Origin of the sequence: Streptomyces sp. Root1304, from assembly GCF_001426405.1 — a bacterium.
Lineage (GTDB): Bacteria > Actinomycetota > Actinomycetes > Streptomycetales > Streptomycetaceae > Streptomyces.
In genome coordinates this window covers 207,257-231,817 of the sequence record NZ_LMEP01000028.1, presented here as the reverse complement: position 1 = coordinate 231,817, position 24,561 = coordinate 207,257, and the positions used below count along the sequence as shown (strand labels likewise).

Genomic DNA, 24,561 nt, shown 5'->3' with positions numbered 1-24,561 from the left:
GACGCGCGGTCACCAGAGAGGTCGCCTCGGGGCGTAACCAACCCGCCCCCGCGGGAGTTCCCCGGGCATGGCCCTCACCGTCCCGCTTCCCCGTACGCCGCACGACGGCGGTCTGGCGCGGTGGTACGAGCAGGAGCTCGGCTGGGCGACGGTGGCCGGTCCGCCGGTGCAGCTGGTCACGGGGCTGCGCTTCGACGTCCTCGAACTGCCCGCCGAGGCCGGCCGGGGCGTGCTGCGCCGGACGGGCCCGGCGACGGGTCCGGTGGCCCTGCTGGGGCGCCGGATGCGGCTGCTCGTGGCCGCCGGGACGGCCGAGGAGCTGCCGGGGCTGCTCGACTGGCTGGAGTGGGGCGGCATCGCGCTGGACCTCACGGCCATGGGGGCCGACGGCCGGATGACCGCGCCCCTTCCCCCGGGGCGGGGCGGATCCGGCGCGCCGGGTGCCTCCGTGTGGCTGCGGGCCCCGGCGCCGGGCCGCGAGGTCGAGTCCTCGCTGCCGGCCCTGCGGTCCGCGCCCTGGAGCGGTGCGGATGCCCCGTGCCTGGTGCGTCTGGTGGCCGCGGCGGCCGCGGAGTGCCACCGGGCGCGGCTGCTGAGTGCGCGGACCCGGGGGCCGGCGGCTCAGCAGCTGTCGCCTCAGCGGTTCGCGTCCTCGTAGGCCGCCTTGACGGTGGCCGGCACGCGACCGCGGTCGTTCACGTCGTAGCCGTTCTCCTTGGCCCACGCGCGGATCTTCGCGGTGTCCTGGCTGCCCGTCGCCACGGCGCGGCCCTTGCCACGCGCGCCGGCGGTGCGGCCACCGGTACGACGGCCGCTCGTGGTGTACGGCTCGAGCAGACCACGGAGCTTTTCCGCGTTGGCGGTGGTGAGGTCGATCTCGTAGGTCTTGCCGTCCAGCGCGAACGTCACGGTCTCGTCCGCCTCGACGCCGTCGAGGTCGTCGACAAGAAGGACCTGAACCTTCTGTGCCACCGGATTTCCTTTCATCGAAAATGCAGTACGCGGAAAGGAAACCGCTTTTCCCGGAAAAACACAAACCCCTGGGAGAGGTTCAGATGCCCGGCAACGCGGGAAACGTGCGCGATTCGGACATAGGGATCCGCACGGGTCACAGGTGCAGAAGCATCCGGCTGTTGCCCAAGGTGTTCGGCTTCACTCGTTCGAGACCGAGGAACTCGGCGACTCCCTCGTCATAGGAACGCAGCAGCTCGCTGTAGACATCTCCGTCGACCGGGGTCTCGCCGATCTCGACGAAGCCGTGCTTCGCGAAGAAGTCGACTTCGAAGGTGAGGCAGAATACCCGCCGCACACCGAGCCATCGGGCGGTGTGCAACAACTTGTCCAGCACCTGATGTCCGACGCCGGCTCCCTTGAACTCGGGATCGACGGCGAGAGTGCGCACTTCGGCGAGGTCTTCCCACATGACGTGGAGAGCGCCGCAGCCGACGACGGTGGCGTCCTCGTCCCGTTCCGCCACCCAGAACTCCTGGATGGACTCGTAAAGGGTGACGGTGGCCTTGTCGAGCAGGATGCCGCGGTTCACGAAGGGGTCGACGAGGCGGCGGACCGCGGCGACGTCTCCGGTGCGGGCCCTGCGGACGGTGACGGCTTTGGCGGAGGCCGGGGAAGCGGCCGGGGAAGCGGACGGCGACATGGGGGGACGCTATCGCTCCTGGGCCCCGGATCCCTCGGCGCCCTCCTCGGGCGGGGCGGGGAGCGGGGTGTCGCGCTGCACGATCCGGATGGCGTCGTTGAGGGCCTCGCGCTGTTCCTGCGACATCATGCCGAAGAAGGCGACGAGCGCGGCTGCCGGATTGTCGCTCTGCGCCCATCCCTCGTTCATCAGGGCGGCGGCGTAGGCGGCCCTGGTGGAGACCGCCGTATATCGATAGGCGCGGCCTTCGACTTCCCGGCGGACCCAGCCCTTCTGATGGAGATTGTCCATGACGGTCATGACGGTGGTGTAGGCGATGGACCGTTCCTGCTGAAGGTCCTCCAGAACTTCCCGGACGGTCACCGGACGGTTCCATTGCCAGACGCGCGTCATCACGGCGTCTTCGAGCTCTCCCAGGGGACGGGGCACAGCGTCACTTTAGTGCGCAAAACGCCAGTAAGCGTCGATTGACGGAGGGAAACGCAACAAAAAGGACGTACGACCACGAAGGGTCGTACGTCCCGGGTGCTGCGGCGTTCGTGCGGCTGTCAGCCGGCGGGGGTGCTGTCCGCCTGGCGGGTCGCCTCGGCGCGGGCGAGCGCGGCGTCCACGACCGCGTCCTCCTTGGCCTTGTTCGGGCCGCCCTGGCTCTTCACGATCACGGTGACCAGGGCGATGAAGAACACGGCCATCACGACGGGGGGCACGAGCGCGGATACGTAGTCCATGGCGCCCAGCCTAGCTATCCGGCGACCCGTTCCTCGGGCGGGGGCGGCGGTACGGGCCTCCGGCGCGGCGGGAAGACCTCGGAGGGCTTGGGCACCGGACGCTCGGCCGGCACCGGGGGCGTCGGCTTGGGGTCGTCCGCCGCCGCACGGCCGCCGGGCAGGGCGAGCAGCCGGGTGCGGGGCGCGGCGACCACGGCGCCCTGCGGGCTCCGGACGGCGGTCGTACCGGTGGCCTGGGAGACCCGGGCCAGGCGGGCGCGCACCGAGCGCTCGGCGAGGATCTGGCAGCGGGCGAGGAGCGCGGCGGCCGCGGGGTTGCGGCGCAGGGCGCGCAGCGCGGCGAGGTCGTCGGCGGCGGGGTCGTACCCGGCGGCCAGGGCGTCCTGGAGGAGCTCCAGATAGCCGCTCAGGGACCCGGGAAGCGCCTCGCGGTAGCGGGCCAGGTCGTCGAGGAGGAAGGCGCGCAGCCGGCCGGCCTCGCGTACGGCCTCGTCCACGGATTCGGCCAGGCGCAGGGTGTCCTGGACGTCCTCGTCCTGGAGCGGGGCGGGGTGGAGGGCGACGGCGAGGGCACGGCGGAGCACACGCAGCTCGTCCGCGCTGAACGCCATGCCGCCGCGGGATCCGTATGGCGTGGGCATGGGCCGACGATACGCGCTAATCGGACAATTTTCTCTTAGCGATCATTACGGCGCGCCGACGAGCGGCGGCTTCGCGGCGGGCGTCCGGCGCGGTCCCCGGGGCCGGCCCGCGGCGGCCGGCCCCGGCGGGGGTCACATGCGGGAGACGTTCCGCTCGTAGACCAGGCGCAGGCCGATCAGGGTCAGCCAGGGCTCGTGCTCGTCGATCTCCTGGGAGTCGGCGAGGACCATCGGCGCCAGGCCGCCGGTCGCGATCACCGTCACGTCCGAGGGGTCGCCGGCCGGGCCGACCAGCTCCCGCTTCATCCGGGCGACGACGCCGTCGACCTGGCCCGCGTACCCGTAGACGATGCCCGACTGCATCGCCTCCACCGTGTTCTTGCCGATCACGCTGCGGGGCCTGGCCAGCTCGATCTTGCGGAGCATGGCCCCCTTCACGCCGAGCGCCTCGACCGAGATCTCGATGCCCGGCGCGATGGCGCCGCCCGCGTACTCGCCGCGCGTGGTGATCGCGTCGTACGTCGTCGCCGTACCGAAGTCGACGACGATCGCCGGGCCGCCGTAGAGCTCGACGGCCGCGACCGCGTTGATCACGCGGTCCGCGCCGACCTCCTTGGGGTTGTCCGTGAGGATCGGGACGCCCGTCTTGACGCCCGGCTCGACCAGGACCGCCGGGACGTCCCCGTAGTACCGCCGGGTGACCTCGCGCAGCTCGTGCAGCACCGAGGGGACCGTCGCGCAGATCGCGATCCCCTCGATGCCGTCGCTCAGCTCGACGCCGAGCAGCGGGTGCATGCCCATGAGGCCCTGGAGCAGGACCGCCATCTCGTCGGCGGTGCGGCTCGGATCGGTGGAGATCCGCCAGTGCTCGACGATCTCGTCGCCGTCGAAGAGGCCGAGGACCGTGTGCGTGTTGCCGACGTCGATGGTGAGCAGCATCAGGCCCGCACCTCGCGCAGGTCGAGGCCGATGTCGAGGATCGGGGAGGAGTGGGTGAGCCCGCCGACGGCCAGGTAGTCCACGCCGGTCGCCGCGTACGCCGCCGCGTTCTCCAGGGTCAGCCGGCCCGAGGACTCCAGGGCGGCGCGGCCCGCGACCAGGGCGACGGCCTCCTCGGTCTCGGCCGGGGTGAAGTTGTCCAGCAGGATCAGGTCGGCGCCCGCCTCCAGGACCTCGCGGACCTGCGGCATCGTGTCGACCTCGACCTCGACGGGCAGCTCGGGGAACAGCTCGCGCACGGCCTTGAAGGCCTCGGCCACGCCGCCGGCCGCCACCACGTGGTTGTCCTTCACCAGGGCCGCGTCGGAGAGCGACATGCGGTGGTTGACGCCGCCGCCGCAGCGGACCGCGTACTTCTCCAGGGCGCGCAGGCCCGGGGTCGTCTTGCGGGTGTCGCGGACCTTGGCCTTCGTGCCCTCCAGGGCGTCGGCCCACGCGCGCGTGGCGGTGGCGATGCCGGAGAGGCGGCACAGCAGGTTGAGGGCGCTGCGCTCGCCGGTCAGCAGGTCACGGGTGCGGGCGGTGACGCTGAGGAGCAGCTGCCCGGCCTCGACGCGCGCGCCGTCCTCGACGTGCCGCTCGACCTCGAACTCGGCCGTGCACACGATCGACAGGACGGCCTCGGCGATCCGCAGACCGGCCACGACACCGGCCTCGCGGGCGGTGAAGTCGGCGGTGGCGACGGCGTCCTCGGGGACGGTCGCCACGGTCGTCACGTCGACGCCGCCGTCGAGGTCCTCGGCGATGGCCAGGTGGGCCACGTCCTCGACCTGGACGGGGTCGAGACCGGCGGCCTCCAGCAGTTCGGCGAGCGCCGGGTCGAGCCCGCACTCGAACTCGTCGGCACCGCCGCAGCCGCAGCCGTCGCCGCAGCCGCCGGCCGCCTCGTCGGAGGAAACCGTGTGGATCTGGATGAGAGGGACGTCCACGGGCTGCGGACGGGCTTCCTCGGGCGTGGTCACTTACGGCTCCCTTGGGGCATCGGAGGTGGGGGGAAAGTCATGCGTGCCGGTCGTCCGGACGTCGAGGGTCCGCTCCGGGGTGAGGCGTACGACGAGGTGCCGGCGCCAGTCGGTGTCGTCGCGGTCCGGGTGGTCCTCGCGCCAGTGGCAGCCGCGGGTCTCCTCGCGGCGGCGGGCGGCGGCGACCAGCACCCGGGCGACGCACAGCAGGTTGGTGGTCTCCCAGGCGTCGACGCCCGGCTCGCCGGCCTTGGTGTCGTCGGTGCCGCCCGCGAGGGCGTCGCCGTGCAGCGCGTCGAGGGCCTCGGCGGCCTCCCGCAGTCCGGTCTCGGACCGCAGCACCCCGGCGCCGGCCGTCATGATCCGCTGGATACGGGGCCGGGCATCGGCCACGGGCAGCGGCAGGGTCACCGGGGACGGGTGCGCCACCGGGGCGCCCGGCACGCGCGGGGCGGCCGAGATGACGTCCTCGGCGATCCGCTCGGCGAAGACCAGGCCCTCCAGGAGGGAGTTCGAGGCGAGCCGGTTGGCGCCGTGGACGCCGGTGCAGGCGACCTCCCCGCACGCGTACAGGCCGGGGACGGTGGTACGGCCCCGCAGGTCCGTGCGGACGCCGCCGGAGGCGTAGTGCGCGGCGGGGGCGACCGGGATCGGCTCGGTCACCGGGTCGATGCCGTGGGAGCGGCAGGCGGCGAGGATCGTCGGGAAGCGCTCCGCCCACATCTCGGCGCCGAAGTGGCGGGCGTCGAGATACATGTTGTCGGCGCCCTGCTCCGCCATCCGGCGGGTGATCGCCTTGGCGACGATGTCCCGGGGCGCCAGCTCGGCCAGCTCGTGCTGCCCCAGCATGAAGCGGACCCCGTCGGCGTCGACCAGGTGGGCGCCCTCGCCGCGGACCGCCTCGGAGACCAGCGGCTGCTGGCCCTCGGAGCCGACGCCGAGGAAGAGCACCGTGGGGTGGAACTGGACGAACTCCAGGTCGGAGACCTCCGCGCCGGCGCGGAGCGCGAGCGCGACGCCGTCGCCGGTGGAGACCTTCGGGTTGGTGGTGGCGGAGAAGACCTGGCCCATGCCGCCGGTGGCGAGGACCACTGCGGGCGCGTGGACGGCGCCGACGCCGTCGTGCTGGCCCTCGCCCATGACGTGCAGGGTCACGCCCGCCGTACGGCCCTCGGCGTCCGTCAGGAGGTCCAGGACGAGGGCGTGCTCGATGGTGCGGACACCCCGGTCCCGGATCGCCTCGACCAGGGCGCGGGAGATCTCGGCGCCGGTCGCGTCGCCGCCGGCGTGCGCGATCCGGCGGCGGTGGTGGCCGCCCTCCCGGGTCAGCGCGATCCCGCCGTCGGCGTCCTTGTCGAAGTCGGCGCCGGTCGCGATCAGCCGGCGGACGGCGTCGGGGCCTTCGGTGACGAGCGCCCGCACGGCGTGCTCGTCGCACAGTCCGGCGCCGGCCACGAGCGTGTCGTCGAGGTGCTGCCCGGGGGTGTCGCCCTCGCCGAGCGCGGCGGCGATGCCGCCCTGGGCCCAGCGGGTGGAGCCGTCGTCGAGCCGGGCCTTGGTGACGACGACCGCGCGGAGCCCGGCCGCGGTGCAGCGCAGGGCCGCGGTGAGGCCGGCGACTCCGGAGCCGACCACGACGACATCGGCGTCGATGGCCCAGCCGGGCGCGGGGGCGTGCAGCCGTATTCCGGTCACGGGTTCGCTCCGAGGGTGGTGGGCATGGTGCCTCCGAGGTGGAGGGGGATGTTGTCGATCAGCCGGGTGGTGCCGACGCGCGCGGCGACGGCGAGGACCGCCTCCCCGTGGTGGTCGTCGGCGACCTCGGTGAAGTCCTCCGGGTCGACGAGCGCGAGGTAGTCGAGCGTGAGCGGCGGCTCGGCCCTCGCGGCCTCGTCGAGGACGCTGCGGGCGGCGGCCCTTACGGCCTCGGCTCCGCGGCCCTCGGCGGCCTGCGCGACCGCGTGGGCGTCGGCGGCGGCACGGGCCTCGCCGAGCCGGGAGAGCGCCTCGGCGCGGTTCCCGGCCCGCCCCTGGGCGCCGGGCAGGGAGTCGGCACGCGCGCGGAGCGCCTCCTGCGCGGCGAGCCGGTCGCCGGCGGCGAACAGCGCCCCGGACAGCGCGAGGGCGGTACGGCGCTCCTCGGCCGACAGGTAGCGGTTGCGGCTGGACAGCGCGAGGCCGTCGGGCTCGCGGACGGTCTCCACGCCGACGATCTCGACCGGGAAGTTCAGGTCGCGGGCCATGCGCCGGATGAGCGCCAGCTGCTGGGCGTCCTTCTGGCCGAAGAAGGCCAGGTCGGGCCGGGTGAGGTGGAGCAGCTTGGCGACGACGGTCAGCATGCCGTCGAAGTGGCCGGGCCGGGAGGCGCCTTCGAGGCGCTCGCCCATGGGGCCGGCGGTGATCCGTACCTGCGGCTGCCCGCCGGGGTAGACCTCGTCGACGGAGGGCGCGAAGACGGCGCTCGCACCCGCGTCGAGGGCGAGGGCGAGGTCGGCGTCGAGGGTGCGGGGGTAGCGGTCGAGGTCCTCGCCGGCGCCGAACTGGAGCGGGTTGACGAAGACGGTGACGACGACGAAGCCCCTCTCCCCCACGCGCGCGCGTGCGGCCCGGACGAGGGTGGCGTGGCCGTCGTGGAGGGCGCCCATGGTCATGACCACGGCGGTGGAGCCGGGGGCGGCGAAGTGGGCGGCGGCGTCCCCGAGGTCCTCGGCGGTGCGCAGGAGTGCGGCGGGCTCGTGGCGGACGGCACGACCGCCCTCGGCGCTCTCGCGGGCGAACAGGCTCATCGGTCGTCTCCTTGCGGCCCGTCGGCGGCTCCGGTGGTGCCGGTCGCGCCGGCGGAGGTGTCGGCGAGCACGCCCAGCAGGTCCTCGGCCAGCTCGGGCTTGAGCAGGCCGTGGGCGAGCGCCCGGTCGGCGGTCGTGCGGGCCATCGCCAGGTAGCCGGCGACGGTGCCGGGCGCGTGCTTGCGCAGCTCCGAGACGTGGGCGGCGACCGTGCCCGCGTCACCGCGCGCGACGGGGCCGGTGAGGGCCGCGTCCCCGGACCGCAGGGCGTTGTCCAGGGCGGCGCCGAGCAGCGGGCCGAGCATCCGGTCGGGGGCGGCGACGCCCGCCTTGTGGAGCAGTTCCATCGACTGGGCCACCAGGGTGACCAGGTGGTTCGCGCCGAGGGCCAGGGCCGCGTGGTACAGCGGGCGGGCCTCCTCCGCGATCCACTCGGGCTCGCCGCCCATCTCGATCACGAGGGCCTCGGCGGCCAGCCGCAGTTCCTCGGGCGCGGTGATGCCGAAGGAGCAGCCGGCGAGCCGCTGGACGTCGACCTCGGTGCCGGTGAAGGTCATGGCGGGGTGCAGGGCGAGCGGCAGGGCGCCGGCCCGGCGGACGGGGTCAAGGACCCGTGCCCCGTACCGCCCGGAGGTGTGCACGAGCAGCTGCCCGGGGCGTACGGCACCGGTGTCGGCGAGCCCCTCGACCAGACCGGGCAGGGCGTCGTCCGGCACGGTGAGCAGGACCAGGTCGGCGAGGGCGAGGACCCGCGCGGGCTCGACGACGGGGACGTCGGGCAGGAGGGCGGCGGCGCGGCGCCGGGAGGCGTCGGAGACCGCCGAGACGGCGACGGGGCGGTGCCCGGCGAGCCGGAGGGAGGCGGCGAGGGCGGGGCCCACGCGGCCGGCGCCGACGACTCCGACGGTGAGCCGGGCGGGTCGGTCCTCGGCTCGGGGCTCTGGCGCTGCTGGTGCGTTCACGGTGGGGGCGGCCTTCCGTTCCAGTCCTCGGCGGGTACCGGACGATTTCTGGTCATGCTACGCCAGCGTTTCGCGCTCTTCCCGTGGCTGTCCACAGGGTGTGGGCGGGGTGTGATGATCGGCTCATGAATGGCACGCATCCCGTGAATCCGGTGAATCCCGAGGACGACGCAGAGACCGTGGAGCCCACAGGCCCCATGGACCCCGCAGACACCGTGGGCCCCACCGACCCCGTGGAGCCTTCGGACGAGGAGGCCGCCCGGCTGCACCGGCTGAAGGTCTGGAGCGAGGCCCCGCGCAAGCTGGGGCAGAACTCGATGGACGGCACGGTCGGCTCGCGCCTGCGTGAGCTGACCGCGTGGGCGGAGGCCGCCGGATACGGCGAGTCCGCGCTCGACACGTACGGCAACGGCGTGGTGGAGGTGCTGGAGCGGCGCGTCGCCGCGGAGCTCGGCCACCCCGCCGCCGTCTTCTTCCCCACCGGCACGATGGCCCAGCAGGTCGCCCTGCGCTGCTGGGCGGGGCGCACCGGCAGCCCCGTCGTCGCCCTCCACCCGCTCGGCCACCCCGAGGTCCACGAGAACGGCGCGTTCGGGGCCGTCTCCGGGCTCCGGACCGTCCATCCCACCGACGCGCCCCGGCTGCCGGCGGCCGAGGAGGTACGGGACCACCCGGAGCCCTTCGGGGCGCTGATGCTGGAGCTGCCGCTGCGCGACGCGGGCTTCGTCCTGCCGACCTGGGAGGAGCTGACCGAGGTCGTCGAGGCGGCCCGGGAGCGGGACGCGGTGGTCCACTTCGACGGGGCCAGGCTCTGGGAGTGCGCCACGCACTTCGGCCGCCCGCTCGCGGAGATCGCGGGGCTCGCCGACAGCGTGTACGTCTCGTTCTACAAGTCCCTCAACGGCATGTCCGGGGCCGTGCTCGTCGGCCCCGAGGACGTCATGGAGGAGGCCAGGATCTGGCGGCACCGGTACGGGGGGATGATCTTCCAGCAGTACCCGGCGGCGCTCTCCGCGCTCCGGGGCCTGGACGTCGAGCTGCCCCGGCTCCCGTCGTACGTGGCGCACGCGCGCATGGTGGCCGACGCGGTGCGGGAGGCGTTCGCCGAGGCCGGGACGGGGTGGTTCCGGGTGCACCCCGAGGAGCCGCACACCCACCAGTTCCAGGTCTGGCTGCCGTACGCCGCGGAGACCCTGACGGCGGCCGCGCTCGCCCAGACCGAGGAGACCGGCACGGTGCTCTTCCGCCGCTGGTTCACCCCGGGCGCGGGCGGCCCGCCGGGCGTCTCGTTCACGGAGCTGACGGTGACGGCACCGGGCCTGGAGTGGACGGCGGAGGACGTGAGGGCGGCGGCCAGGGACTTCCTGGGGCGGCTGGGCTAGCGGCGCCGGAGGGCCTTCCCGGAGCGGAGGGCCGTCCGGAGGCTGTGGATCGTACGGAAGCCGGGGGCCGTCCGGAGGCCGGGGACCGTTCGGAGGCGGTGGCGGAGGGTGCCCCGCGCCGGGCGGCCCGCGCGCTCCCGCCCCCGCCCCGGCTCCCGCTCGGCCCGGCGCCGCTCGCGGAGCGCGCGCAGGACGGCGACGTCATGGGTGCCGGGCTCCGGCGGCGCCGGCTCACCGAGCCGGGCGGCGCGGTAGGCGTCGAAGAGGTACTGGTGCATCGCGTTCATGCGCTCACCGTGCGCCGGGCCCGGAGCCCTTGGCGCGCCGATTGACGGCCGTGGTCAAACGGCGCCCCGGGCCGTACCGGGGCCGCTCCGGGCCGTACCGGGGCCGCTCCGGGCCGTCGATTGACGGCGCCCGTCAACCCGCGCGACACCACCCCCGCTCCACCCCGCACCATGGACGGGTGAGCGTGACCATCGACATCACCGGACTGCCGCACGAGCGGATCACCTTCAGCCCCTCGCCGCTGGCCGAGCTGGGTGCCGCCCTGCACGCCCTGGCCGAGCCCGCGCACCACGCCCGGCTCCACGCCTGGACCACGAGCACGGCGGCGGCGCTGAAGCCGGAGCTCGCGGACCGGCTCCACGAGGCCGACTTCATGTGGACCTCCACCCGCTCGGACATCCTGCTGCCGGCGCACCCCCGGGAGACCCTCGCCGAGGAGCTGGACGACCTCGACCGCATGGACGACGAGAAGTACGTCGGCTCCGCCCTGGAGATCTCCTGCAACAGCAAGTACACGCACGGCGCTCCCTCCCCGCTCGTCGACGAGCGGATGCGCCGCCGCACCCTGGACCTGGCCGCCGCGCGCGGCCCGCGCCGGCTCGCCTTCGTGGAGCGGATGCTCGCCGACCCGCCCGGTACGCGCGCGTGGGTCCGGCGTCTCCTGGAGGACTGCGAGGAGGCCTTCTTCGCGGACACCTGGCGCCGCGTCCGCGTCCAGCTCGCCGCCGACGCCCGCCACAAGACCGAGCTGATGCGGCGCAAGGGTCTGGCCGAGGCCGTCGCCGACGCGTCCCCCGCGATGGTCCTGGAGGAGGACGCGGCGGGCTCCCGGATCGTCGTCGACAAGCTGGTCCAGGGCCGCACGACCACCGCGACCTCCGCCGTGACGTTCCTGCCGACCGCCTTCGGCCGGCCGCACCTCTTCGCCCTGTACACCCCGGGCTGGCAGCCCGTCATCCAGTACCCGGTCCCCGACCGCGAGCCCGGCGGCGCGGCCTCCGTGGAGGCCGTCATCCGGCGTCTCGAGGCCGTCGCCCACCCCATGCGGATGCGGCTCTGCCGCAGTCTGGCCCGCGGTTCGAGCACGACGAGCGAGCTGGCGGACGCGTACAACATCACCGCCCCCGAGGTCTCCCGGCACCTCGCGGTCATGAAGAAGGCAGGACTCGTCACCACCCAGCGCCGGGGCCGTTACGTGCTCCACCAGCTGGACGTGGCCGTCGTCGCCCGCCTCGGCAGCGACTTCCTGGAGAGCGTGCTGCGCTAGGGCCGCTCTCCAGGAAGTCGCTGGTCGAACCTGATGTGGGAGAGCCCGACCCGCAGCCGCCGCAGCCGGTGCCGCAGCGGTCCGTCCGTGTTCGGCAGCGGCCGCAGTCCCGCGAGCTCCGCGACCCGGTCGGCCACCTGCGGCACCGTCAGCCGGTCCGTACCGATGTGAGTGGCGAACTCGGGACCCGACAGCCGCTCCAGGCACTCGTCCAGCCGGGCCACCGCGAAGCTCTCCCGCTTCAGCCCGCGCCCGAGACCCCGCTCGGTCAACCGCCGCAGCACGGTCTCCCGCTCCGCGAGCAGAGCGACGTGGTGCACCCGGTCGGCGCCGTGATCCGCGCGGAGGCGGCCGACGGTCTCCGCGAAGTACCCCGGGTCGGTGACCGTCATCGGCACGATGACCGGCCCCTCCCCGTACCGCCGCAGCGCGAGGTCCAGCACCTCGCGCACGCCCTGCCGCCAGGACGCCAGGTCCTGGAAGTCACCGCGCAGCGAGGGCGGCAGCGTCCGGTGCAGCCCGAAGCCGATGTGCTCCGGGTCGCACACCACGCTGCCGGGCAGCCGGCGGTGCAGCTCGTGGGCGGTCTGGGTCTTGCCGCCCCCGAAGGGGCCGTTGATCCACAGCAGCACCGGACCGGTCCCCGGCTCAGCCCGCCGCACCGCCGCCCGCCCTGACCAGGCCCGTCTCGTACGCGAGGACCACGACCTGCACCCGGTCGCGCAGGCCCAGCTTGGTCAGGATGCGGCCCACATGGGTCTTCACCGTCGCCTCGGAGAGGACCAGGCGGGCGGCGATCTCGCCGTTCGACAGGCCCTGGGCGACCAGCATCATCACCTCGCGCTCCCGGTCCGTGAGGCGCCCCAGCTCCTTGTGCTCGGGCTCCCGGCCGGTCGACGGCAGCATCGGCGAGAAGCGGTCGAGGAGCCGCCGGGTCGTCGAGGGCGCGACCACCGCGTCACCGCTGTGCACCGAGCGGATCGCGCCGAGCAGCTCCGCCGGCGGCACGTCCTTCAGCATGAAACCGCTCGCCCCCGCCTTCAGCCCCGAGAAGGCGTACTCGTCGAGGTCGAAGGTGGTCAGGATCAGCACCTTCGGGGCATCGGGCTGGGAGCAGATCCGCCGGGTCGTCTCCACCCCGTCGAGCTTGGGCATGCGCACGTCCATCAGGACGACGTCGACCGCCGTCGACCGCAGCACCTCCAGGGCCTCGACCCCGTCGCCCGCCTCCGCCACGACCTCCATGTCCGGCTGGGCGGCGAGCACCATGCGGAAACCGGTGCGCAGCAGCACCTGGTCGTCGACGAGCATCACGCGGATGGACATCAGGTTCCTTCGGGTCGTGTTCGGGTCGTCAGTGAGCGGGCTTGAGCGGGAGCAGGGCACTGATCCGGAAGCCTCCGCCCGGACGCGGCCCCGCGTCCAGGGTGCCGCCGACCATGCCGACCCGCTCGCGCATGCCGATCAGGCCGTGGCCCCGGCCGTCGGCGCCCCCGTCCTCGTACATCTCCTGCGGCGCGCCCCGGCCGTCGTCCTCGACGAGCAGCCCGAGCCCGTCGTCGAAGTAGACCAGGCGGACGCTGGCGCCGACGTCGGGGCCGCCGTGCTTGCGGGTGTTGGTGAGGGCTTCCTGCACGATCCGGTACGCGGTGAGCTCGACGCCGCTGGGCAGCGGGCGCGGGCTCCCCTCGATGGCGAAGTCCACGGTGAGCCCGGCGCCCCGCACCTGCTCGACGAGGTCCTCGATCTGGCCCACGTCGGGCTGGGGCACGTACTCCCCGGCCTCCTGGTGCTCCCCGGTGCGCAGGATGCCCAGGAGTCTGCGCATCTCGGCGAGCGCCTGCCGGCCGGTGGTGGAGATGGTCTCCAGGGCCTGCTTCGCGGTCTCCGGGGAGGAGTCCATGACGTACGCGGCGCCGTCGGCCTGGACCACCATCACCGACACGTTGTGCGCGACGACGTCGTGCAGCTCGCGGGCGATCCGGGCCCGCTCGGCGGCGACCGCGACCTTGGCCTGCGCCTCGCGCTCCTTCTCCAGCCGGGAGGCCCGCTCCTCCAGCTGCGCGAAGTAGGCGCGGCGGGTGCGGAGCGAGTCGCCGAGGACCCAGGCGAGGGCGAACGGCACGGTCATGATGACCGTGAAGAAGACCTTGGCCGCCCCGGACTCGGTGCCCTCCATCGGCCATCTCAGCTGGGAGAGGGTGGCGGCGCAGAGTCCGCCGACGAGCGCGAGCCGGGACGCCCAGCGGGGTCCGTCGTGCGCCGCGACCGTGTAGATGATCACGAGCATGGCGAAGTCGGCGATGAACGGCACCCGGTCGAAGCCGAGCTGGGCGAGCCCCAGGGCCGTCGCGAGCAGCAGCATCTTCTCGGGGGCGCGCCGCCGCAGGGCCAGGACCAGGGAGAAGAGCAGGGCGATCACGCCGTACCCGACGGGGCCGCCGAGCTTCGGGGACATCTCCCCCACCCACAGCAGGGAGAGCCCGAGGAGGACGACGGCCCAGAAGCTGTCGACGCCCGTCGGGTGTCTGCGGATGAAGTCGTAGAGGCGCTGCACGTCACCCAGAGTAGGGAAGGGAGGCAGGTGCGGGGATCAACCGTGGGGTCGATCCTTGGCGCGGGACCCGTACTCCCCGAGGTGGAGACTGGGGCCCGTGACGGATGAGACGTGTCAGTGGCAGGGGTGGCGGGAAGCCACGGAACGGGCGCTGTACGGCCCGGGGGGCTTCTACCTGCGCCCCGAGGGACCCGCGGGCCACTTCCGCACCTCGGTGCACGCCTCCCCGCGGTTCGCGGGGGCCGTGGCCCGGCTGCTCGGCGAGGTCGCGGAGGAGCTGGGGACGGCCGAGGTCGACCTGGTGGACGTGGGCGCGGGGCGCGGCGAACTCCTCGCGGGGGTGCTCGCCGCGACGGAGAGCAGCGGGCTCACCGTCCGCGCGTACGCCGTCGAGCGGGCCGCCCGGCCGGCGGGGCTCGACCCCCGGATCGAGTGGACCGAACGGATCCCCCGGGGGACGCGCGGCCTCCTCTTCGCGAACGAGTGGCTCGACAACGTGCCGGTGGACGTCGCCGAGGCGGACGCGGAGGGCACGGTCCGGTACGTGGAGGTCCGCGCGGACGGCACGGAGCGGCTCGGCGGACCGGTCCGCGGCCGGGACGCGGAGTGGCTGGCCCGCTGGTGGCCGCTGACGGAGCCGGGTGCGCGGGCCGAGATCGGGTGGCCCAGGGACGAGGCGTGGGCGGCGGCGGTGGGGTCGCTGGCGGCGGGCCGGGCGGTGGCCGTGGACTACGCGCACGTACGGGCGTCCCGGCCGCCCTTCGGCTCGCTGACCGGCTTCCGCGCGGGCCGCGAGGTCCCGCCGGTCCCGGACGGCACCTGCGACCTGACGGCACATGTGGCGCTGGACGCGTGCGCGGCGGCGGTGGACGCGGGTCCGACAGGCGCGGGTCCGGCCGACGCCGGCGTCTCTGCCGATGCGGGTCCGGAGGGCGTCGACGGGCTCCTCACCCAGCGGGAGGTCCTCGCGCGGCTCGGGGTGGCCGGAGGGCGGCCGCCGCTCGCGCTCGCCTCGGCCGATCCCGCCGCGTACGTGCGCGCGCTGTCCGCCGCCGGCGAGGCCGCGGAGCTCACCGCGCGCGGGGGGCTCGGGGACTTCCTCTGGCTGACCCGGCGGGTGCCCTGACGGGGCGGCCGGGCCGCGTTCGGCCTCGGGGGATACTGACCGCATGACGGAGACGACGGTCGGCATCGGCGGCGCGGCGGAGAGCACCGACATGGTGCTGAACATCGGGCCGCAGCACCCCTCGACGCATGGCGTGCTCCGGCTCCGGCTCGTGCTCGACGGCGAGGTCGTGCGGGAGGCCGAGCCGGTGATCGGTTACATGCACCGGGGCGCGGAGAAGCTGTTCGAGGCGCGCGACTACCGGCAGATCATCATGCTGGCCAACCGCCACGACTGGCTGTCCGCCTTCTCCAACGAGCTCGGCGTGGTCATGGCCGTCGAGCGGATGCTCGGCATGGAGGTCCCGGAGCGCGCGGTGTGGACCCGTACCCTCCTCGCGGAGCTGAACCGGGTCCTCAACCATTTGATGTTCCTCGGTTCCTACCCGCTCGAACTGGGCGGGATCACCCCGGTCTTCCACGCCTTCCGGGAGCGCGAGGAGCTCCAGGCGGTCATGGAGGAGGTCTCCGGCGGCCGGATGCACTACATGTTCAACCGGGTCGGCGGCCTCAAGGAGGACCTGCCGGCCGGCTGGCTGGGACGGGCCCGTCAGGCCGTCGCCGACGTACGGTCGCGGATGGACGTGTACGACCGGCTCGTCCTCGGCAACGAGATCTTCCGGGGCCGTACGCGCGGGGTCGGCGTGCTGTCCCCGGCGGCGGTCCACGCCTACGGGGTGTCGGGGCCGATCGCCCGCGCCTCGGGCGTCGACTTCGACCTGCGCCGCGACGAGCCGTACCTGGCCTACGGGGAGCTCCAGGACACCCTGAAGGTCGCCGTGCGCGAGGAGGGCGACTGCCTGGCCCGGTTCGAGTGCCTCCTCGACCAGACGCACAACTCCCTGGACCTGGCGGACGCCTGCCTGGACCGGATGGCGGAGCTGCCGCAGGGGCCGATCAACCAGCGGCTGCCGAAGGTGCTCAAGGCGCCGGAGGGCCACACGTACGCGTGGACCGAGAATCCGCTCGGCGTCAACGGCTACTACCTGGTGTCCAGGGGCGAGAAGACCCCGTACCGGCTGAAGCTGCGCTCGGCGTCGTTCAACAACATCCAGGCGCTCGTGGAACTCCTGCCGGGGACGCTCGTCGCCGACATGGTGGCGATCCTGGGATCGCTGTTCTTCGTCGTCGGCGACATCGACAAGTAGCCGCCACCCGTCGCCGGGCCCACCCCGCCCGGACGGCGTCCGCCCGGCGGGCGGGGCGTGCGGGTCAGGAGTTGACCGCGCCCCGGAGTTCCGCGACGTCCAGCTGCTCCGTCTCGTCGTGCGCGGTCAGGTCGATGACCTGGCCGACCGCGCGGGACGGGGTGACCCGGGGCGCGAGGGGGGTGCCGGAGGGGCTGACCGGGGTGAGCAGCGGGGCGCCGAGCACCGCCTGCGCGGCCAGGGCCTCTTCGAGGACCTCCTCGCCGACGACATCGGCGAGGTCCGTGTGCTGCACGGCCTCGATGGCCGCCGCCGCCTTCTGCGTACCGAAGAAGTCGAAGCCGCCCTCGGGGCGCGGCACGGGCCTGCGGGCCGCGTACGGCACGATCGCGGTCGCGGTCGGGACGGCCGGGACCATGGCGGAGGCGGGCGGGACCGGCGCGGCCGGCGGGAGCGCGAGGGCGGGGGCGGCCGGGCGGCTGTGTTCCGTGCCCGCGGCCGCCGCGTGCTTCCCCTGCGGCTCCTCCGTCTCGCGGGCCCGCTCGGCGAGGTCGCGCGCGCGGGCCGCCTCGGTGGTCCGGCGGGCGTGCTGGGCGGCGGCGCTGCGCGGGAGGTCGCGGAGCGCCTGGGCGGCGCGGCGGAAGGCCTCCGGGGTGGTCGTGGTCCCGCCGGCGGGCAGGGCCCTGGCACTGGAGGAGACCGACGCCGTCTCCAGGGCCAGGACGCGCGCGCCCTCCAGGGCGCTGGCGCGCTCGGTCTCGGCGGTGGCGTACCGGCGGAGCAGGTCGGCGTGCTCGCCGCGCAGCGCGGCCAGTTCGACCCGCTTGGCGCGGAGCTTGGCGTCGAGCCGGGACCGCAGCGCGCGGGACTCGTCGAGGTCGGACTCCAGCTCGGCGACCCGCTCCTCGGCCTTCCACTGGTCGGCGGTGCGCGCCCGGTCGAGCTCGGCGACCCGGAGACCGGCGCTCCGGTCCCAACTGCGCATGAGGACGGCACCGGTGACGGCGGCGGCCGCCGCGGCCGCCGCGAGCAGCCGCGCGACCACCTGATCGCCGGGCAGCCAGGCGGCCGCGGCGCACACGACCGCGGCGCCGGCGACCGCTGAGGGCGGCAGCAGCTTGTGCAGAGGCGGGGAATGGCGGTGGCGTCCACGTGGCATGGCCTGAAATTTACCGTGCGTAGGCGTCGCGTGGGGCGTCGGCCCGGCAATCTCTTGGCCACTTCTCGCCATCAGAAGTGGATATCCACCGTTCCGGTTCCGTTTCGGGCCGACGCCCCTCCCCCGGCGCCTACTTGTTGAGCAGCCCCTTCGTCACCAGATAGTCCTTGGCGACGTCCTCGGGCTTCGCCCGCTCGGCGTCCACCTTGCGGTTGAGTTCGGCGAGATCCGCTGTGGTCAGCACCTGGGTGAGCTTGTCGAGCGCGGCGGCTATCTCGGGAGAACCGGCGTCCTTCGCGTTCACCACGGGCAGCACGTTGTCGGCGTTCTGCAGCTTCTTGTCGTCGGTGAGGAAGACCAGGCCGTAGCCGTCGATCGTTGCGTCCGTCGTGGTGGTCAGGACCAGCTGGTCCACCCCGTCCTTCACCGCCTGCTTGGCCTGCGGGGTGCCGACGCCCTTGGGGTCGATCCCGGTCACGTCGATGCCGTACGTCTTCTTCAGACCGGGCGCGCAGAACGGCCGGACCGCGCATTCGTCACCGGCGGCGATCTTCACCTTCAGCTTCGCGCGGCCGAGATCGGAAAGCGTCGTCAGCTTGTTCTTCGCGGCGAATTCCTTCGTCACCGCGAAGGCGTTCTGATCGACCGCCGCACCGACCGCGAGGACCTTCAGACCGCGCGGTTCGGCGAGCTTCCGCAGCGCCTCGACGGTGGCCGTCGCGTCACCGGACGCGACCGGCGCCTCCTCGGGCGCCTTCGGCCCGTTCACCTTCGCGTTGAGGAATTCCGCGATCGTCGCCGCGTATTCCGGGACGACGTCGATCTCGCCCTTCTCCAGCGACGGTTCGTACAGCTCGCGATTCTTCACCGTGGTGATCGACACGGAGTATCCGGCGGCCCGCAGCGACTGCGCGTACAGCTCGGCCAGCACCTTGGCCTCGGTGAACGCCGCCGCGCCGACGACCAGCGAGCCCTTCTTCCCGCCGGCGGAGTCGCCGGCGCTCCCGGAATCCTTCTGCTTGCCCTGCTCCAGGCTGTCACCGCCGCACGCGGCGAGCGCGACGGTCAGCGCCGCCGTCCCCAGCACCGCGCCCGCGATACGCGAGACCCTGTTCACGAGATCACCCATCCAGTCAGCGTTTGGTCGGTCGTTCCGGTCAGCGTTCAGTGGTTCGGCCCGGCGTTCAGCGCTCGTCCGGCAGCCCGGCCGGTCGGCCGCGGCACCCGAGAAGTCGGTCCAGGCCCACCAGGGCGCCCTCCACCAGGAGGGCCAGGAGGGCCACGAGCACCGCGCCCGCGACGACCTGCGCGGTGTCGTACGTGGCGAAGCCGGCCGTGATGATCCGGCCCAGGCCGCCCTGTCCGACCATCGCCGCGACCGTCGCCGTGGCGACCACCTGCACCGCCGCCGATCGGACCCCGGTCATCACCACCGGCCGGGCCAGGGGCAGTTCGACCCGGCGGAACAGCTGGCCGCCCGTCATCCCCATGCCCCACGCGGCGCGCACCGCGGCCCGGTCCACCTCCCGCACCCCCACGTACGCGTTGGTGAGCAGCGGGGGTATCGCGAACAGCACCAGCGCCACGACCGTCGGTACGTACCCGGCGTTCCGCAGGGGCGACACCATGAACAGGGCCAGCACCGCGAAGACGGGGATCGCCCGCCCCACGTTCGACACGTTCACCGCGAGCGCCCCGCCCCTGCCCAGGTGGCCGAGCCAGAGCCCCAGCGGCAGCGCGAGCGCCGCCGCGATCAGCAGCGCGGCCCCGCTCACGTACACGTGCTCGGCGAGCCGCTGCCCGATGCCGTCCTCGGCCGTCCAGTGCGCGCCGGTGGTGAGCCAGCCCCAGGCGTCCGTCAGGACCCCCATGTCACCCACCCCCCGGCGCGGTCCGTATGCGGGTCCACGGCGTGAGCAGCCGCTGCAGCCCCAGGAGGAGCAGGTCGGCGACGACGGCGAGCAGCACGCACAGCACGGAGGCGGCGAGCATCTGCGCCTTGAAGAAGGTGGGCAGCGCGTCCTCGATGAGGTTGCCCAGGCCGCCGCGTCCGACCACCGAACCGATCGTCGTCAGCGCGATCGTGGAGACCGTCGCCATCCGTATCCCCGCCATCAGGACCGGGAGCGCCAGCGGCAGTTCGACCTGCCAGAGGAGCCGCAGCGAGCCGTACCCCATGCCGCGGGCGGCCTCCCGCGTCTCGGCGGGCACGGCGGCGAGCCCCGCCAGCGCGTTCCGCACGAGGATCGTCAGCGCGTACAGCACGAGGCCCGTCACCACGAGCGCCGACGACAGGCCGAAGAACGGCAGCAGCAGCGAGAACATGGCGAGCGAAGGCACCGTGTAGAGCAGGGTGGTGAGCCCGAGGACCGGTCCGGCGAAGCGCGGCCTGGCCCGTACGAGCAGGGCGAGCGGTACGGCGACGGCGAGCGCGATCAGCACCGACACGACCGTGATTCCCACATGCTGGAGCGTGGCGTCCGTCAACTCCTGGGCGCGCGTCCGCAGATACTCCCCGCAGATCCAGTCGTTCGTGACCAGACAGTTCGGTGCGCTCATCCGTCCCTCCCCCCGGGTGGTCGACCTCCCGAACGCATGTGTGACGACCCTAACCCCCGCCACCGACAATCCCCGAGACCCGCCACAATGCGGCAACACGCCCTTCACACACCCCCGGCTTCCAGGGGCCAGAATGGGGAACCATGATCCGGTTCGAGCACGTGACCAAGCGGTACGCGGACGGCACGACCGCCGTCGACGACCTCTCCTTCGAGGTCGCCGAGGGCGAACTCGTCACCCTCGTCGGGCCGTCCGGCTGCGGCAAGACGACCACGATGATGATGGTCAACCGGCTCGTCGAGCCCACCTCGGGCCGCGTCCTCGTCGACGGCGAGGACATCGCCGGAGTCGACCCCGTCGCCCTGCGCCGCGAGATCGGCTACGTCATCCAGCAGGTCGGGCTCTTCCCCCACCGCACGGTCCTCGACAACACCGCGACCGTCCCCGCGCTGCTCGGCTGGAAGAAGGCCGCCGCACGCGCGCGCGCCGCCGAACTCCTCGACCTCGTCGGCCTCGACCCCGCCGTCTACGGCTCCCGCTACCCCGCCCAGCTCTCCGGCGGCCAGCGGCAGCGCGTCGGCGTCGCCCGCGCCCTCGCCGCCGACCCGCCGGTCCTGCTCATGGACGAGCCCTTCGGCGCCGTCGACCCGGTCGTCCGCGAGCGCCTCCAGAACGAGTTCCTCGCCCTCCAGGCCACCGTCCGCAAGACCGTCCTCCTCGTCACCCACGACATCGAGGAGGCCGTCCGCATGGGCGACCGCATGGCCGTCTACGGACAGGGCCGCATCGAGCAGTTCGACACCCCGGCCACCGTCCTCGGCTCCCCCGCCACCCCCTACGTCGCGGACTTCGTCGGCAGCGACCGGGGCCTGAAGAGGCTGGCCGTCACACCCGTCACCGAGGCCGACCTCGAACCCGTACCCCTGGCGAAGACACCCGCCCCGGCAGCGGCACCGGCAGCCGGCCCGGACGGCGCCCCCGCCCCCGTCCCCCTCGGGACCTCCCTCAAGGACGCCCTCGCCGTGCTCCTCCAGCACGACACCGGCCGCCTCGTCGTCACCGGCGCCGACGGCCGCCCCCTCGGCGTCCTCACCCCGGAGGGCGTCCACCGCGCCCTGCGCCGGGCGTCGGTCTCGTGACCCCCGGGGGCGGGCTCAGTTCGCGCTGAGCTTGCCGCCCATCCAGACCATGCCCGGCGGGATCTCCCTGTTCCACGTGTTGAAGTTGTGGCCCCCGCTGTCCAGCGTGATCGACGAGACCCTGGCCGGGCTCTTCACCTTCCTGATGAACTCCCGCGTGCCCCGCAGGTTGTCCTCGCCCCGCCTCGACGTCGTCACCAGGAACGACGACTTCCCCTGCGGCAGGTGGTCCAGGCTCCACAACAGGTCCGACCGCTTCCGCAGCCCGTCGTCCCCGTGGAAGAGGTCCCCCGTCGTCACGTCCTCCGCCGCCCGGTAGTACGCCGAGAACCCCGCCCCCGCCGCGAACCGGTCCGGGTGGTGCAGCGCGATCTTCAGCGCGCAGTACGCGCCCGTGGAGTTGCCCATGAACCCCCAGTTCCGCGGCTTCGTCCCCACCCGGTACGTCGCCGAGACCGCCTTCGGCAGGTCCTCCGCGAAGAAGGTCTCCGTCTGCGGCCCCCCGGGCACGTCCACGCACTCCGTGTCCCGCGGCGGCGCCACCGTCGGACGCAGCATCACCAGGATCATCGGCTGCATCCGCCCCTCCTTCGCCTCGACGTACGCCGTCCTCGGGTACTTCAACCCCTTGATGAGGTTCTCCGCCGTCCCCGGATACCCCGTGAGCACCAACGACGCCGGGAACGTGCGCTTCGCGTACCGCTCCTGGAAGTACTCCGGCGGCAGGTACACATAGGCCGGCGAGACGATCCCCGACCGCTCCCCCGCCACCACGACCTTCTGTATCTGCCCGCCGACCTCCGGACGCCCGCCGCCCGGCACGTCGAGACGCTGCGTCCCCACCACCCGTACCGCCTTCGGACCCGCCCCGTGGTCGACGACCACCCCCATCTCCTGCTCCTGCCCGAACAGGTCCGCCCAGGAGCCGTAGAAGAGGAACGACCGGTTCGCCGCCAGACCCACCGCGGCGAACAGCGCCAGCTGGGTCGCCAGGAGAAGCCCCACCCGCCCCGCGTACGCACGCCACCCCCGGCGCGCGAGCCGCGGCCACAGCCAGACCGTGGCGAGGAACAGCGCCACCGCCAGCACGACCGCCACCACGAGAACTTTGCTACTGGTGAGACCCATGGGACGACCGAGCCTTCCTTTCCGAGAATTTCCTGTGACCCGATGAACCCGAGCCCGTACGACTCCGTCCTAGAAGGCGCACCAACCGGGACGGCCCGCCCAATACGCCGCAGGGCCCGACCGGAGTCAAGGACCCTTCGCAGGACCACGGGAAGCACGGGAAGCCATGTCTGTCACGGTAGATGGGGACAAATCGCGATTGGTTCCGGTTCGGGTACGCCGGATTCTCCGCGGCCCCCGCCCCGAGAACGTCCCCTCCCTCATCGGCACGGCCGTCACCCTCGGCGGCCTCATCGACATCGCCGCCGGCGTCTTCCCCCGCTTCCGCGTCAGCCGGATGCACGCCTTCGCCGAAGTCCTCCCCGGCACCCTCGGCCCCCTCGGCCCCCTCTCCGCCGCCCTCTCCCTGAGCGCCGGCGTCCTCCTCCTGCTCCTCGCCCACGGCCTCAAGCGCAACAAGCGCCGCGCCTGGCGCGCCGTCGTCGTCCTCCTCCCCGTCGGAGCCGCCGCCCAGTTCGTCTGGCGCCACTCCGTCATCGGCACCCTCTTCTCCCTCGTCCTCCTCGCCCTCCTCCTCCGCCACCGCGACGAATTCGCCGCCCTCCCCGACCCCCGCAGCCGCTGGCGCGCCCTCGCCAACTTCGTCCTCATGGGCGCCGGCTCCCTCGCCCTCGGCCTCGTCATCGTCAGCGCCCACCCGCGCCGCGTCATCGGCGACCCCAGCCTCGCCGACCGCCTCGAACACGTCCTCTACGGACTCGTCGGCCTCGAAGGCCCCGTCGGCTACACCAAGGGCGTCGACTGGACCGTCGGCTACTCCCTCGGCGCCCTCGGCATGCTCACCGCCCTCACCACCATCTACTTCGCCTTCCGCCCCGAGCACCCCGCCGCCCGCCTCACCGACGAGGACGAGACCCGGCTCCGCGCCCTCCTCGACCAGCACGGCGGCCGCGACTCCCTCGGCCACTTCGCCCTCCGCCGTGACAAGGGCGTCGTCTTCTCCCCCAGCGGAAAGGCCGCCGTCTGCTACCGCGTCGTCTCCGGCGTCATGCTCGCCAGCGGCGACCCCATCGGCGACGTCGAGGCCTGGCCCGGCGCCATCGAACGCTTCATGGACGAGGCCAAGGCCCACTCCTGGACCCCCGCCGTCATGGGCTGCTCCGAGACCGGCGGCCAGGTCTGGACCCGCGAGACCGGACTCGACGCCCTCGAACTCGGCGACGAGGCCGTCGTCGACGTCGCCGACTTCTCCCTCTCCGGACGCGCCATGCGCAACGTCCGCCAGATGGTCAAGCGCATCGAACGCAACGGCTACACCACCCGCGTCCGCCGCGTCCGCGACCTCGACGAGGACGAACTCGAACGCGTCCGCCGCGCCGCCGCCGACTGGCGCGGCACCGACACCGAACGCGGCTTCTCCATGGCCCTCGGCCGCATCGGCGCCCCCGGCGACGGAGACGCCGTGATAGCGACCGCCCACAAGACCGACAGCGACGACGACCCCCACTCCCCCTACGGCGACCTCAAGGCGATCATCCACTTCGTCCCCTGGGGCCCCGACGGCATGTCCCTCGAACTCATGCGCCGCGACCGCTCCGCCGACCCCGGCATGAACGAGCTCCTCATCGTCGCCGCCCTCCAGGACGCCCCCGCCCTCGGCATCGCCCGCGTCTCCCTCAACTTCGCCATGTTCCGCTCCGCCCTCGCCCGCGGCGAGAAGATCGGCGCCGGCCCCGTCCTGCGTGTCTGGCGCGGACTCCTCGTCTTCCTCTCCCGCTGGTTCCAGATCGAGTCGCTCTACAAGTTCAACGCCAAGTTCCGGCCACGCTGGGAACCCCGCTTCGTCGTCTACCGCAACAGCCGCGACCTGCCCCGCATCGGCTTCGCCGCCATGCAGGCCGAAGGCTTCGTCAACGTCTCCCTGCCCCGCCCCTTCGCCCGACGGCGCCCCGCCCCGGCCCCCCGCCCCTGCGCCCACATCGTCCCCGCCCCCGTCGAGCGCGAGATCCACGCGGCCTGATCCCGCCCCTGGGCCCTA

The 24,561-nt window shown here is 73.5% G+C and carries 26 protein-coding genes; 7 read left to right on the top strand and 19 right to left on the bottom strand.

What is annotated here, in order from left to right; translation table 11 throughout:
- The first annotated feature begins 67 nt into the window (after nucleotides 1-67).
- Complete coding sequence (locus tag ASD33_RS33470; RefSeq protein ID WP_056569561.1) at nucleotides 68-658, top strand: SCO3374 family protein; 591 nt, start codon at nucleotides 68-70, stop codon at nucleotides 656-658.
- Here the strand turns inward: ASD33_RS33470 and ASD33_RS33465 are convergent.
- The 10 genes from ASD33_RS33465 to ASD33_RS33420 form a co-directional block, all read right to left on the bottom strand.
- A complete protein-coding gene (locus ASD33_RS33465) occupies nucleotides 637-972 on the bottom strand; it encodes an Lsr2 family protein (RefSeq protein WP_056569557.1) in 336 nt (111 codons plus the stop codon). The genes ASD33_RS33470 and ASD33_RS33465 overlap by 22 nt on opposite strands.
- Nucleotides 973-1,108: 136 nt before the next feature.
- On the bottom strand, nucleotides 1,109-1,654 hold the full coding sequence (locus ASD33_RS33460; RefSeq protein ID WP_056569553.1) for an amino-acid N-acetyltransferase: 546 nt from the start codon (nucleotides 1,652-1,654) through the stop codon (nucleotides 1,109-1,111).
- 9 nt (nucleotides 1,655-1,663) lie between these two features.
- Entirely contained in the window at nucleotides 1,664-2,083 is a 420-nt protein-coding gene (locus ASD33_RS33455; protein ID WP_079045151.1) for a BlaI/MecI/CopY family transcriptional regulator, read from the bottom strand.
- Nucleotides 2,084-2,202: 119 nt separating this feature from the next.
- Nucleotides 2,203-2,382, bottom strand: a complete 180-nt coding sequence (locus tag ASD33_RS33450) for a hypothetical protein (RefSeq protein WP_056569546.1) — start codon at nucleotides 2,380-2,382, stop codon at nucleotides 2,203-2,205.
- Nucleotides 2,383-2,396: 14 nt separating this feature from the next.
- Nucleotides 2,397-2,993 carry a hypothetical protein gene (locus ASD33_RS33445; protein WP_056569543.1) on the bottom strand — a complete coding sequence of 199 codons (597 nt, stop codon included), beginning with the start codon at nucleotides 2,991-2,993 and terminating at the stop codon, nucleotides 2,397-2,399.
- A gap of 162 nt (nucleotides 2,994-3,155) precedes the next feature.
- Nucleotides 3,156-3,962 carry a type III pantothenate kinase gene (locus tag ASD33_RS33440; RefSeq protein ID WP_056569540.1) on the bottom strand — a complete coding sequence of 269 codons (807 nt, stop codon included), beginning with the start codon at nucleotides 3,960-3,962 and terminating at the stop codon, nucleotides 3,156-3,158.
- Nucleotides 3,962-4,984, bottom strand: a complete 1,023-nt coding sequence (gene nadC / locus ASD33_RS33435) for a carboxylating nicotinate-nucleotide diphosphorylase (RefSeq protein WP_056569537.1) — start codon at nucleotides 4,982-4,984, stop codon at nucleotides 3,962-3,964. Before nadC ends, ASD33_RS33440 begins: the two co-directional genes overlap by 1 nt.
- Nucleotides 4,985-6,679, bottom strand: coding sequence for an L-aspartate oxidase (locus ASD33_RS33430; RefSeq protein ID WP_056569534.1), 1,695 nt, complete (start codon nucleotides 6,677-6,679; stop codon nucleotides 4,985-4,987).
- Nucleotides 6,676-7,770: a pantoate--beta-alanine ligase gene (panC, locus tag ASD33_RS33425; protein ID WP_079045149.1), complete on the bottom strand. Its 1,095-nt coding sequence runs from the start codon at nucleotides 7,768-7,770 to the stop codon at nucleotides 6,676-6,678. Before panC ends, ASD33_RS33430 begins: the two co-directional genes overlap by 4 nt.
- Nucleotides 7,767-8,732, bottom strand: coding sequence for a DUF2520 domain-containing protein (locus ASD33_RS33420; protein WP_056569531.1), 966 nt, complete (start codon nucleotides 8,730-8,732; stop codon nucleotides 7,767-7,769). Before ASD33_RS33420 ends, panC begins: the two co-directional genes overlap by 4 nt.
- A 197-nt stretch (nucleotides 8,733-8,929) precedes the next feature.
- On the opposite strand from ASD33_RS33420, the gene ASD33_RS33415 reads away from it, so the two are divergent.
- Nucleotides 8,930-10,114: a beta-eliminating lyase-related protein gene (locus ASD33_RS33415; protein ID WP_056569528.1), complete on the top strand. Its 1,185-nt coding sequence runs from the start codon at nucleotides 8,930-8,932 to the stop codon at nucleotides 10,112-10,114.
- On the opposite strand, the gene ASD33_RS33410 is transcribed toward ASD33_RS33415, so the two are convergent.
- Nucleotides 10,111-10,401: a hypothetical protein gene (locus ASD33_RS33410; RefSeq protein WP_063992025.1), complete on the bottom strand. Its 291-nt coding sequence runs from the start codon at nucleotides 10,399-10,401 to the stop codon at nucleotides 10,111-10,113. The genes ASD33_RS33415 and ASD33_RS33410 overlap by 4 nt on opposite strands.
- A gap of 179 nt (nucleotides 10,402-10,580) precedes the next feature.
- Between ASD33_RS33410 and ASD33_RS33405 the strand changes: the two genes are divergently transcribed.
- Nucleotides 10,581-11,669 (top strand): DUF5937 family protein, encoded by a 1,089-nt coding sequence (locus tag ASD33_RS33405; protein WP_079045148.1) that lies wholly within the window; start codon nucleotides 10,581-10,583, stop codon nucleotides 11,667-11,669.
- Here the strand turns inward: ASD33_RS33405 and ASD33_RS33400 are convergent.
- From ASD33_RS33400 to ASD33_RS33390, 3 genes are read right to left on the bottom strand one after another with little or no spacing between them, the layout of a single operon-like run.
- Entirely contained in the window at nucleotides 11,666-12,301 is a 636-nt protein-coding gene (locus ASD33_RS33400; protein WP_056569697.1) for an AAA family ATPase, read from the bottom strand. The genes ASD33_RS33405 and ASD33_RS33400 overlap by 4 nt on opposite strands.
- Before the next feature lie 16 nt (nucleotides 12,302-12,317).
- Nucleotides 12,318-12,995, bottom strand: coding sequence for a response regulator transcription factor (locus ASD33_RS33395; RefSeq protein ID WP_056569522.1), 678 nt, complete (start codon nucleotides 12,993-12,995; stop codon nucleotides 12,318-12,320).
- A 28-nt stretch (nucleotides 12,996-13,023) separates the two neighbouring features.
- Nucleotides 13,024-14,226: a sensor histidine kinase gene (locus ASD33_RS33390; protein ID WP_056569520.1), complete on the bottom strand. Its 1,203-nt coding sequence runs from the start codon at nucleotides 14,224-14,226 to the stop codon at nucleotides 13,024-13,026.
- Between the two features lie 97 nt (nucleotides 14,227-14,323).
- Between ASD33_RS33390 and ASD33_RS33385 the strand changes: the two genes are divergently transcribed.
- Nucleotides 14,324-15,352, top strand: a complete 1,029-nt coding sequence (locus ASD33_RS33385) for an SAM-dependent methyltransferase (protein WP_056569517.1) — start codon at nucleotides 14,324-14,326, stop codon at nucleotides 15,350-15,352.
- A gap of 43 nt (nucleotides 15,353-15,395) precedes the next feature.
- Entirely contained in the window at nucleotides 15,396-16,538 is a 1,143-nt protein-coding gene (locus tag ASD33_RS33380; protein WP_056569513.1) for an NADH-quinone oxidoreductase subunit D, read from the top strand.
- 64 nt (nucleotides 16,539-16,602) lie between these two features.
- Here the strand turns inward: ASD33_RS33380 and ASD33_RS33375 are convergent, their stop codons facing one another.
- The 4 genes from ASD33_RS33375 to ASD33_RS33360 form a co-directional block, all read right to left on the bottom strand.
- Nucleotides 16,603-17,697: a hypothetical protein gene (locus tag ASD33_RS33375; RefSeq protein ID WP_056569511.1), complete on the bottom strand. Its 1,095-nt coding sequence runs from the start codon at nucleotides 17,695-17,697 to the stop codon at nucleotides 16,603-16,605.
- A gap of 130 nt (nucleotides 17,698-17,827) precedes the next feature.
- Complete coding sequence (locus ASD33_RS33370; RefSeq protein ID WP_199863642.1) at nucleotides 17,828-18,826, bottom strand: ABC transporter substrate-binding protein; 999 nt, start codon at nucleotides 18,824-18,826, stop codon at nucleotides 17,828-17,830.
- 55 nt (nucleotides 18,827-18,881) lie between these two features.
- Nucleotides 18,882-19,568: an ABC transporter permease gene (locus ASD33_RS33365; protein ID WP_056569507.1), complete on the bottom strand. Its 687-nt coding sequence runs from the start codon at nucleotides 19,566-19,568 to the stop codon at nucleotides 18,882-18,884.
- 1 nt (nucleotide 19,569) lies between these two features.
- Nucleotides 19,570-20,256: an ABC transporter permease gene (locus ASD33_RS33360; protein ID WP_056569504.1), complete on the bottom strand. Its 687-nt coding sequence runs from the start codon at nucleotides 20,254-20,256 to the stop codon at nucleotides 19,570-19,572.
- A gap of 143 nt (nucleotides 20,257-20,399) precedes the next feature.
- On the opposite strand from ASD33_RS33360, the gene ASD33_RS33355 reads away from it, so the two are divergent.
- On the top strand, nucleotides 20,400-21,395 hold the full coding sequence (locus ASD33_RS33355) for an ATP-binding cassette domain-containing protein (RefSeq protein ID WP_056569501.1): 996 nt from the start codon (nucleotides 20,400-20,402) through the stop codon (nucleotides 21,393-21,395).
- 15 nt (nucleotides 21,396-21,410) lie between these two features.
- Here ASD33_RS33355 and ASD33_RS33350 read toward each other — a convergent pair whose 3' ends face one another.
- Nucleotides 21,411-22,523: an alpha/beta hydrolase-fold protein gene (locus tag ASD33_RS33350; protein WP_056569498.1), complete on the bottom strand. Its 1,113-nt coding sequence runs from the start codon at nucleotides 22,521-22,523 to the stop codon at nucleotides 21,411-21,413.
- A 166-nt stretch (nucleotides 22,524-22,689) separates the two neighbouring features.
- Between ASD33_RS33350 and ASD33_RS33345 the strand changes: the two genes are divergently transcribed.
- Nucleotides 22,690-24,543 (top strand): phosphatidylglycerol lysyltransferase domain-containing protein, encoded by a 1,854-nt coding sequence (locus ASD33_RS33345; RefSeq protein WP_199863641.1) that lies wholly within the window; start codon nucleotides 22,690-22,692, stop codon nucleotides 24,541-24,543.
- Nucleotides 24,544-24,561: the final 18 nt, after the last annotated feature.

Excerpts from the sequence above, each read along its gene's own strand:
- ASD33_RS33375 (WP_056569511.1), bottom strand. The coding sequence starts at position 17,697 with ATGCCACGTGGACGCCACCGCCATTCCCCGCCTCTGCACAAGCTGCTG.
- ASD33_RS33440 (WP_056569540.1), bottom strand. The coding sequence starts at position 3,962 with ATGCTGCTCACCATCGACGTCGGCAACACGCACACGGTCCTCGGCCTC.
- ASD33_RS33415 (WP_056569528.1), top strand. The coding sequence starts at position 8,930 with ATGGACCCCGCAGACACCGTGGGCCCCACCGACCCCGTGGAGCCTTCG.
- ASD33_RS33445 (WP_056569543.1), bottom strand. The coding sequence starts at position 2,993 with ATGGCGTTCAGCGCGGACGAGCTGCGTGTGCTCCGCCGTGCCCTCGCC.
- ASD33_RS33355 (WP_056569501.1), top strand. The coding sequence starts at position 20,400 with ATGATCCGGTTCGAGCACGTGACCAAGCGGTACGCGGACGGCACGACC.
- ASD33_RS33460 (WP_056569553.1), bottom strand. The coding sequence starts at position 1,654 with ATGTCGCCGTCCGCTTCCCCGGCCGCTTCCCCGGCCTCCGCCAAAGCC.
- ASD33_RS33360 (WP_056569504.1), bottom strand. The coding sequence starts at position 20,256 with ATGAGCGCACCGAACTGTCTGGTCACGAACGACTGGATCTGCGGGGAG.
- ASD33_RS33345 (WP_199863641.1), top strand. The coding sequence starts at position 22,690 with ATGTCTGTCACGGTAGATGGGGACAAATCGCGATTGGTTCCGGTTCGG.
- ASD33_RS33365 (WP_056569507.1), bottom strand. The coding sequence starts at position 19,568 with ATGGGGGTCCTGACGGACGCCTGGGGCTGGCTCACCACCGGCGCGCAC.
- ASD33_RS33380 (WP_056569513.1), top strand. The coding sequence starts at position 15,396 with ATGACGGAGACGACGGTCGGCATCGGCGGCGCGGCGGAGAGCACCGAC.
- ASD33_RS33350 (WP_056569498.1), bottom strand. The coding sequence starts at position 22,523 with ATGGGTCTCACCAGTAGCAAAGTTCTCGTGGTGGCGGTCGTGCTGGCG.
- panC (WP_079045149.1), bottom strand. The coding sequence starts at position 7,770 with ATGAGCCTGTTCGCCCGCGAGAGCGCCGAGGGCGGTCGTGCCGTCCGC.
- ASD33_RS33450 (WP_056569546.1), bottom strand. The coding sequence starts at position 2,382 with ATGGACTACGTATCCGCGCTCGTGCCCCCCGTCGTGATGGCCGTGTTC.
- ASD33_RS33410 (WP_063992025.1), bottom strand. The coding sequence starts at position 10,401 with ATGAACGCGATGCACCAGTACCTCTTCGACGCCTACCGCGCCGCCCGG.
- ASD33_RS33470 (WP_056569561.1), top strand. The coding sequence starts at position 68 with ATGGCCCTCACCGTCCCGCTTCCCCGTACGCCGCACGACGGCGGTCTG.
- ASD33_RS33395 (WP_056569522.1), bottom strand. The coding sequence starts at position 12,995 with ATGTCCATCCGCGTGATGCTCGTCGACGACCAGGTGCTGCTGCGCACC.
- ASD33_RS33370 (WP_199863642.1), bottom strand. The coding sequence starts at position 18,826 with ATGGGTGATCTCGTGAACAGGGTCTCGCGTATCGCGGGCGCGGTGCTG.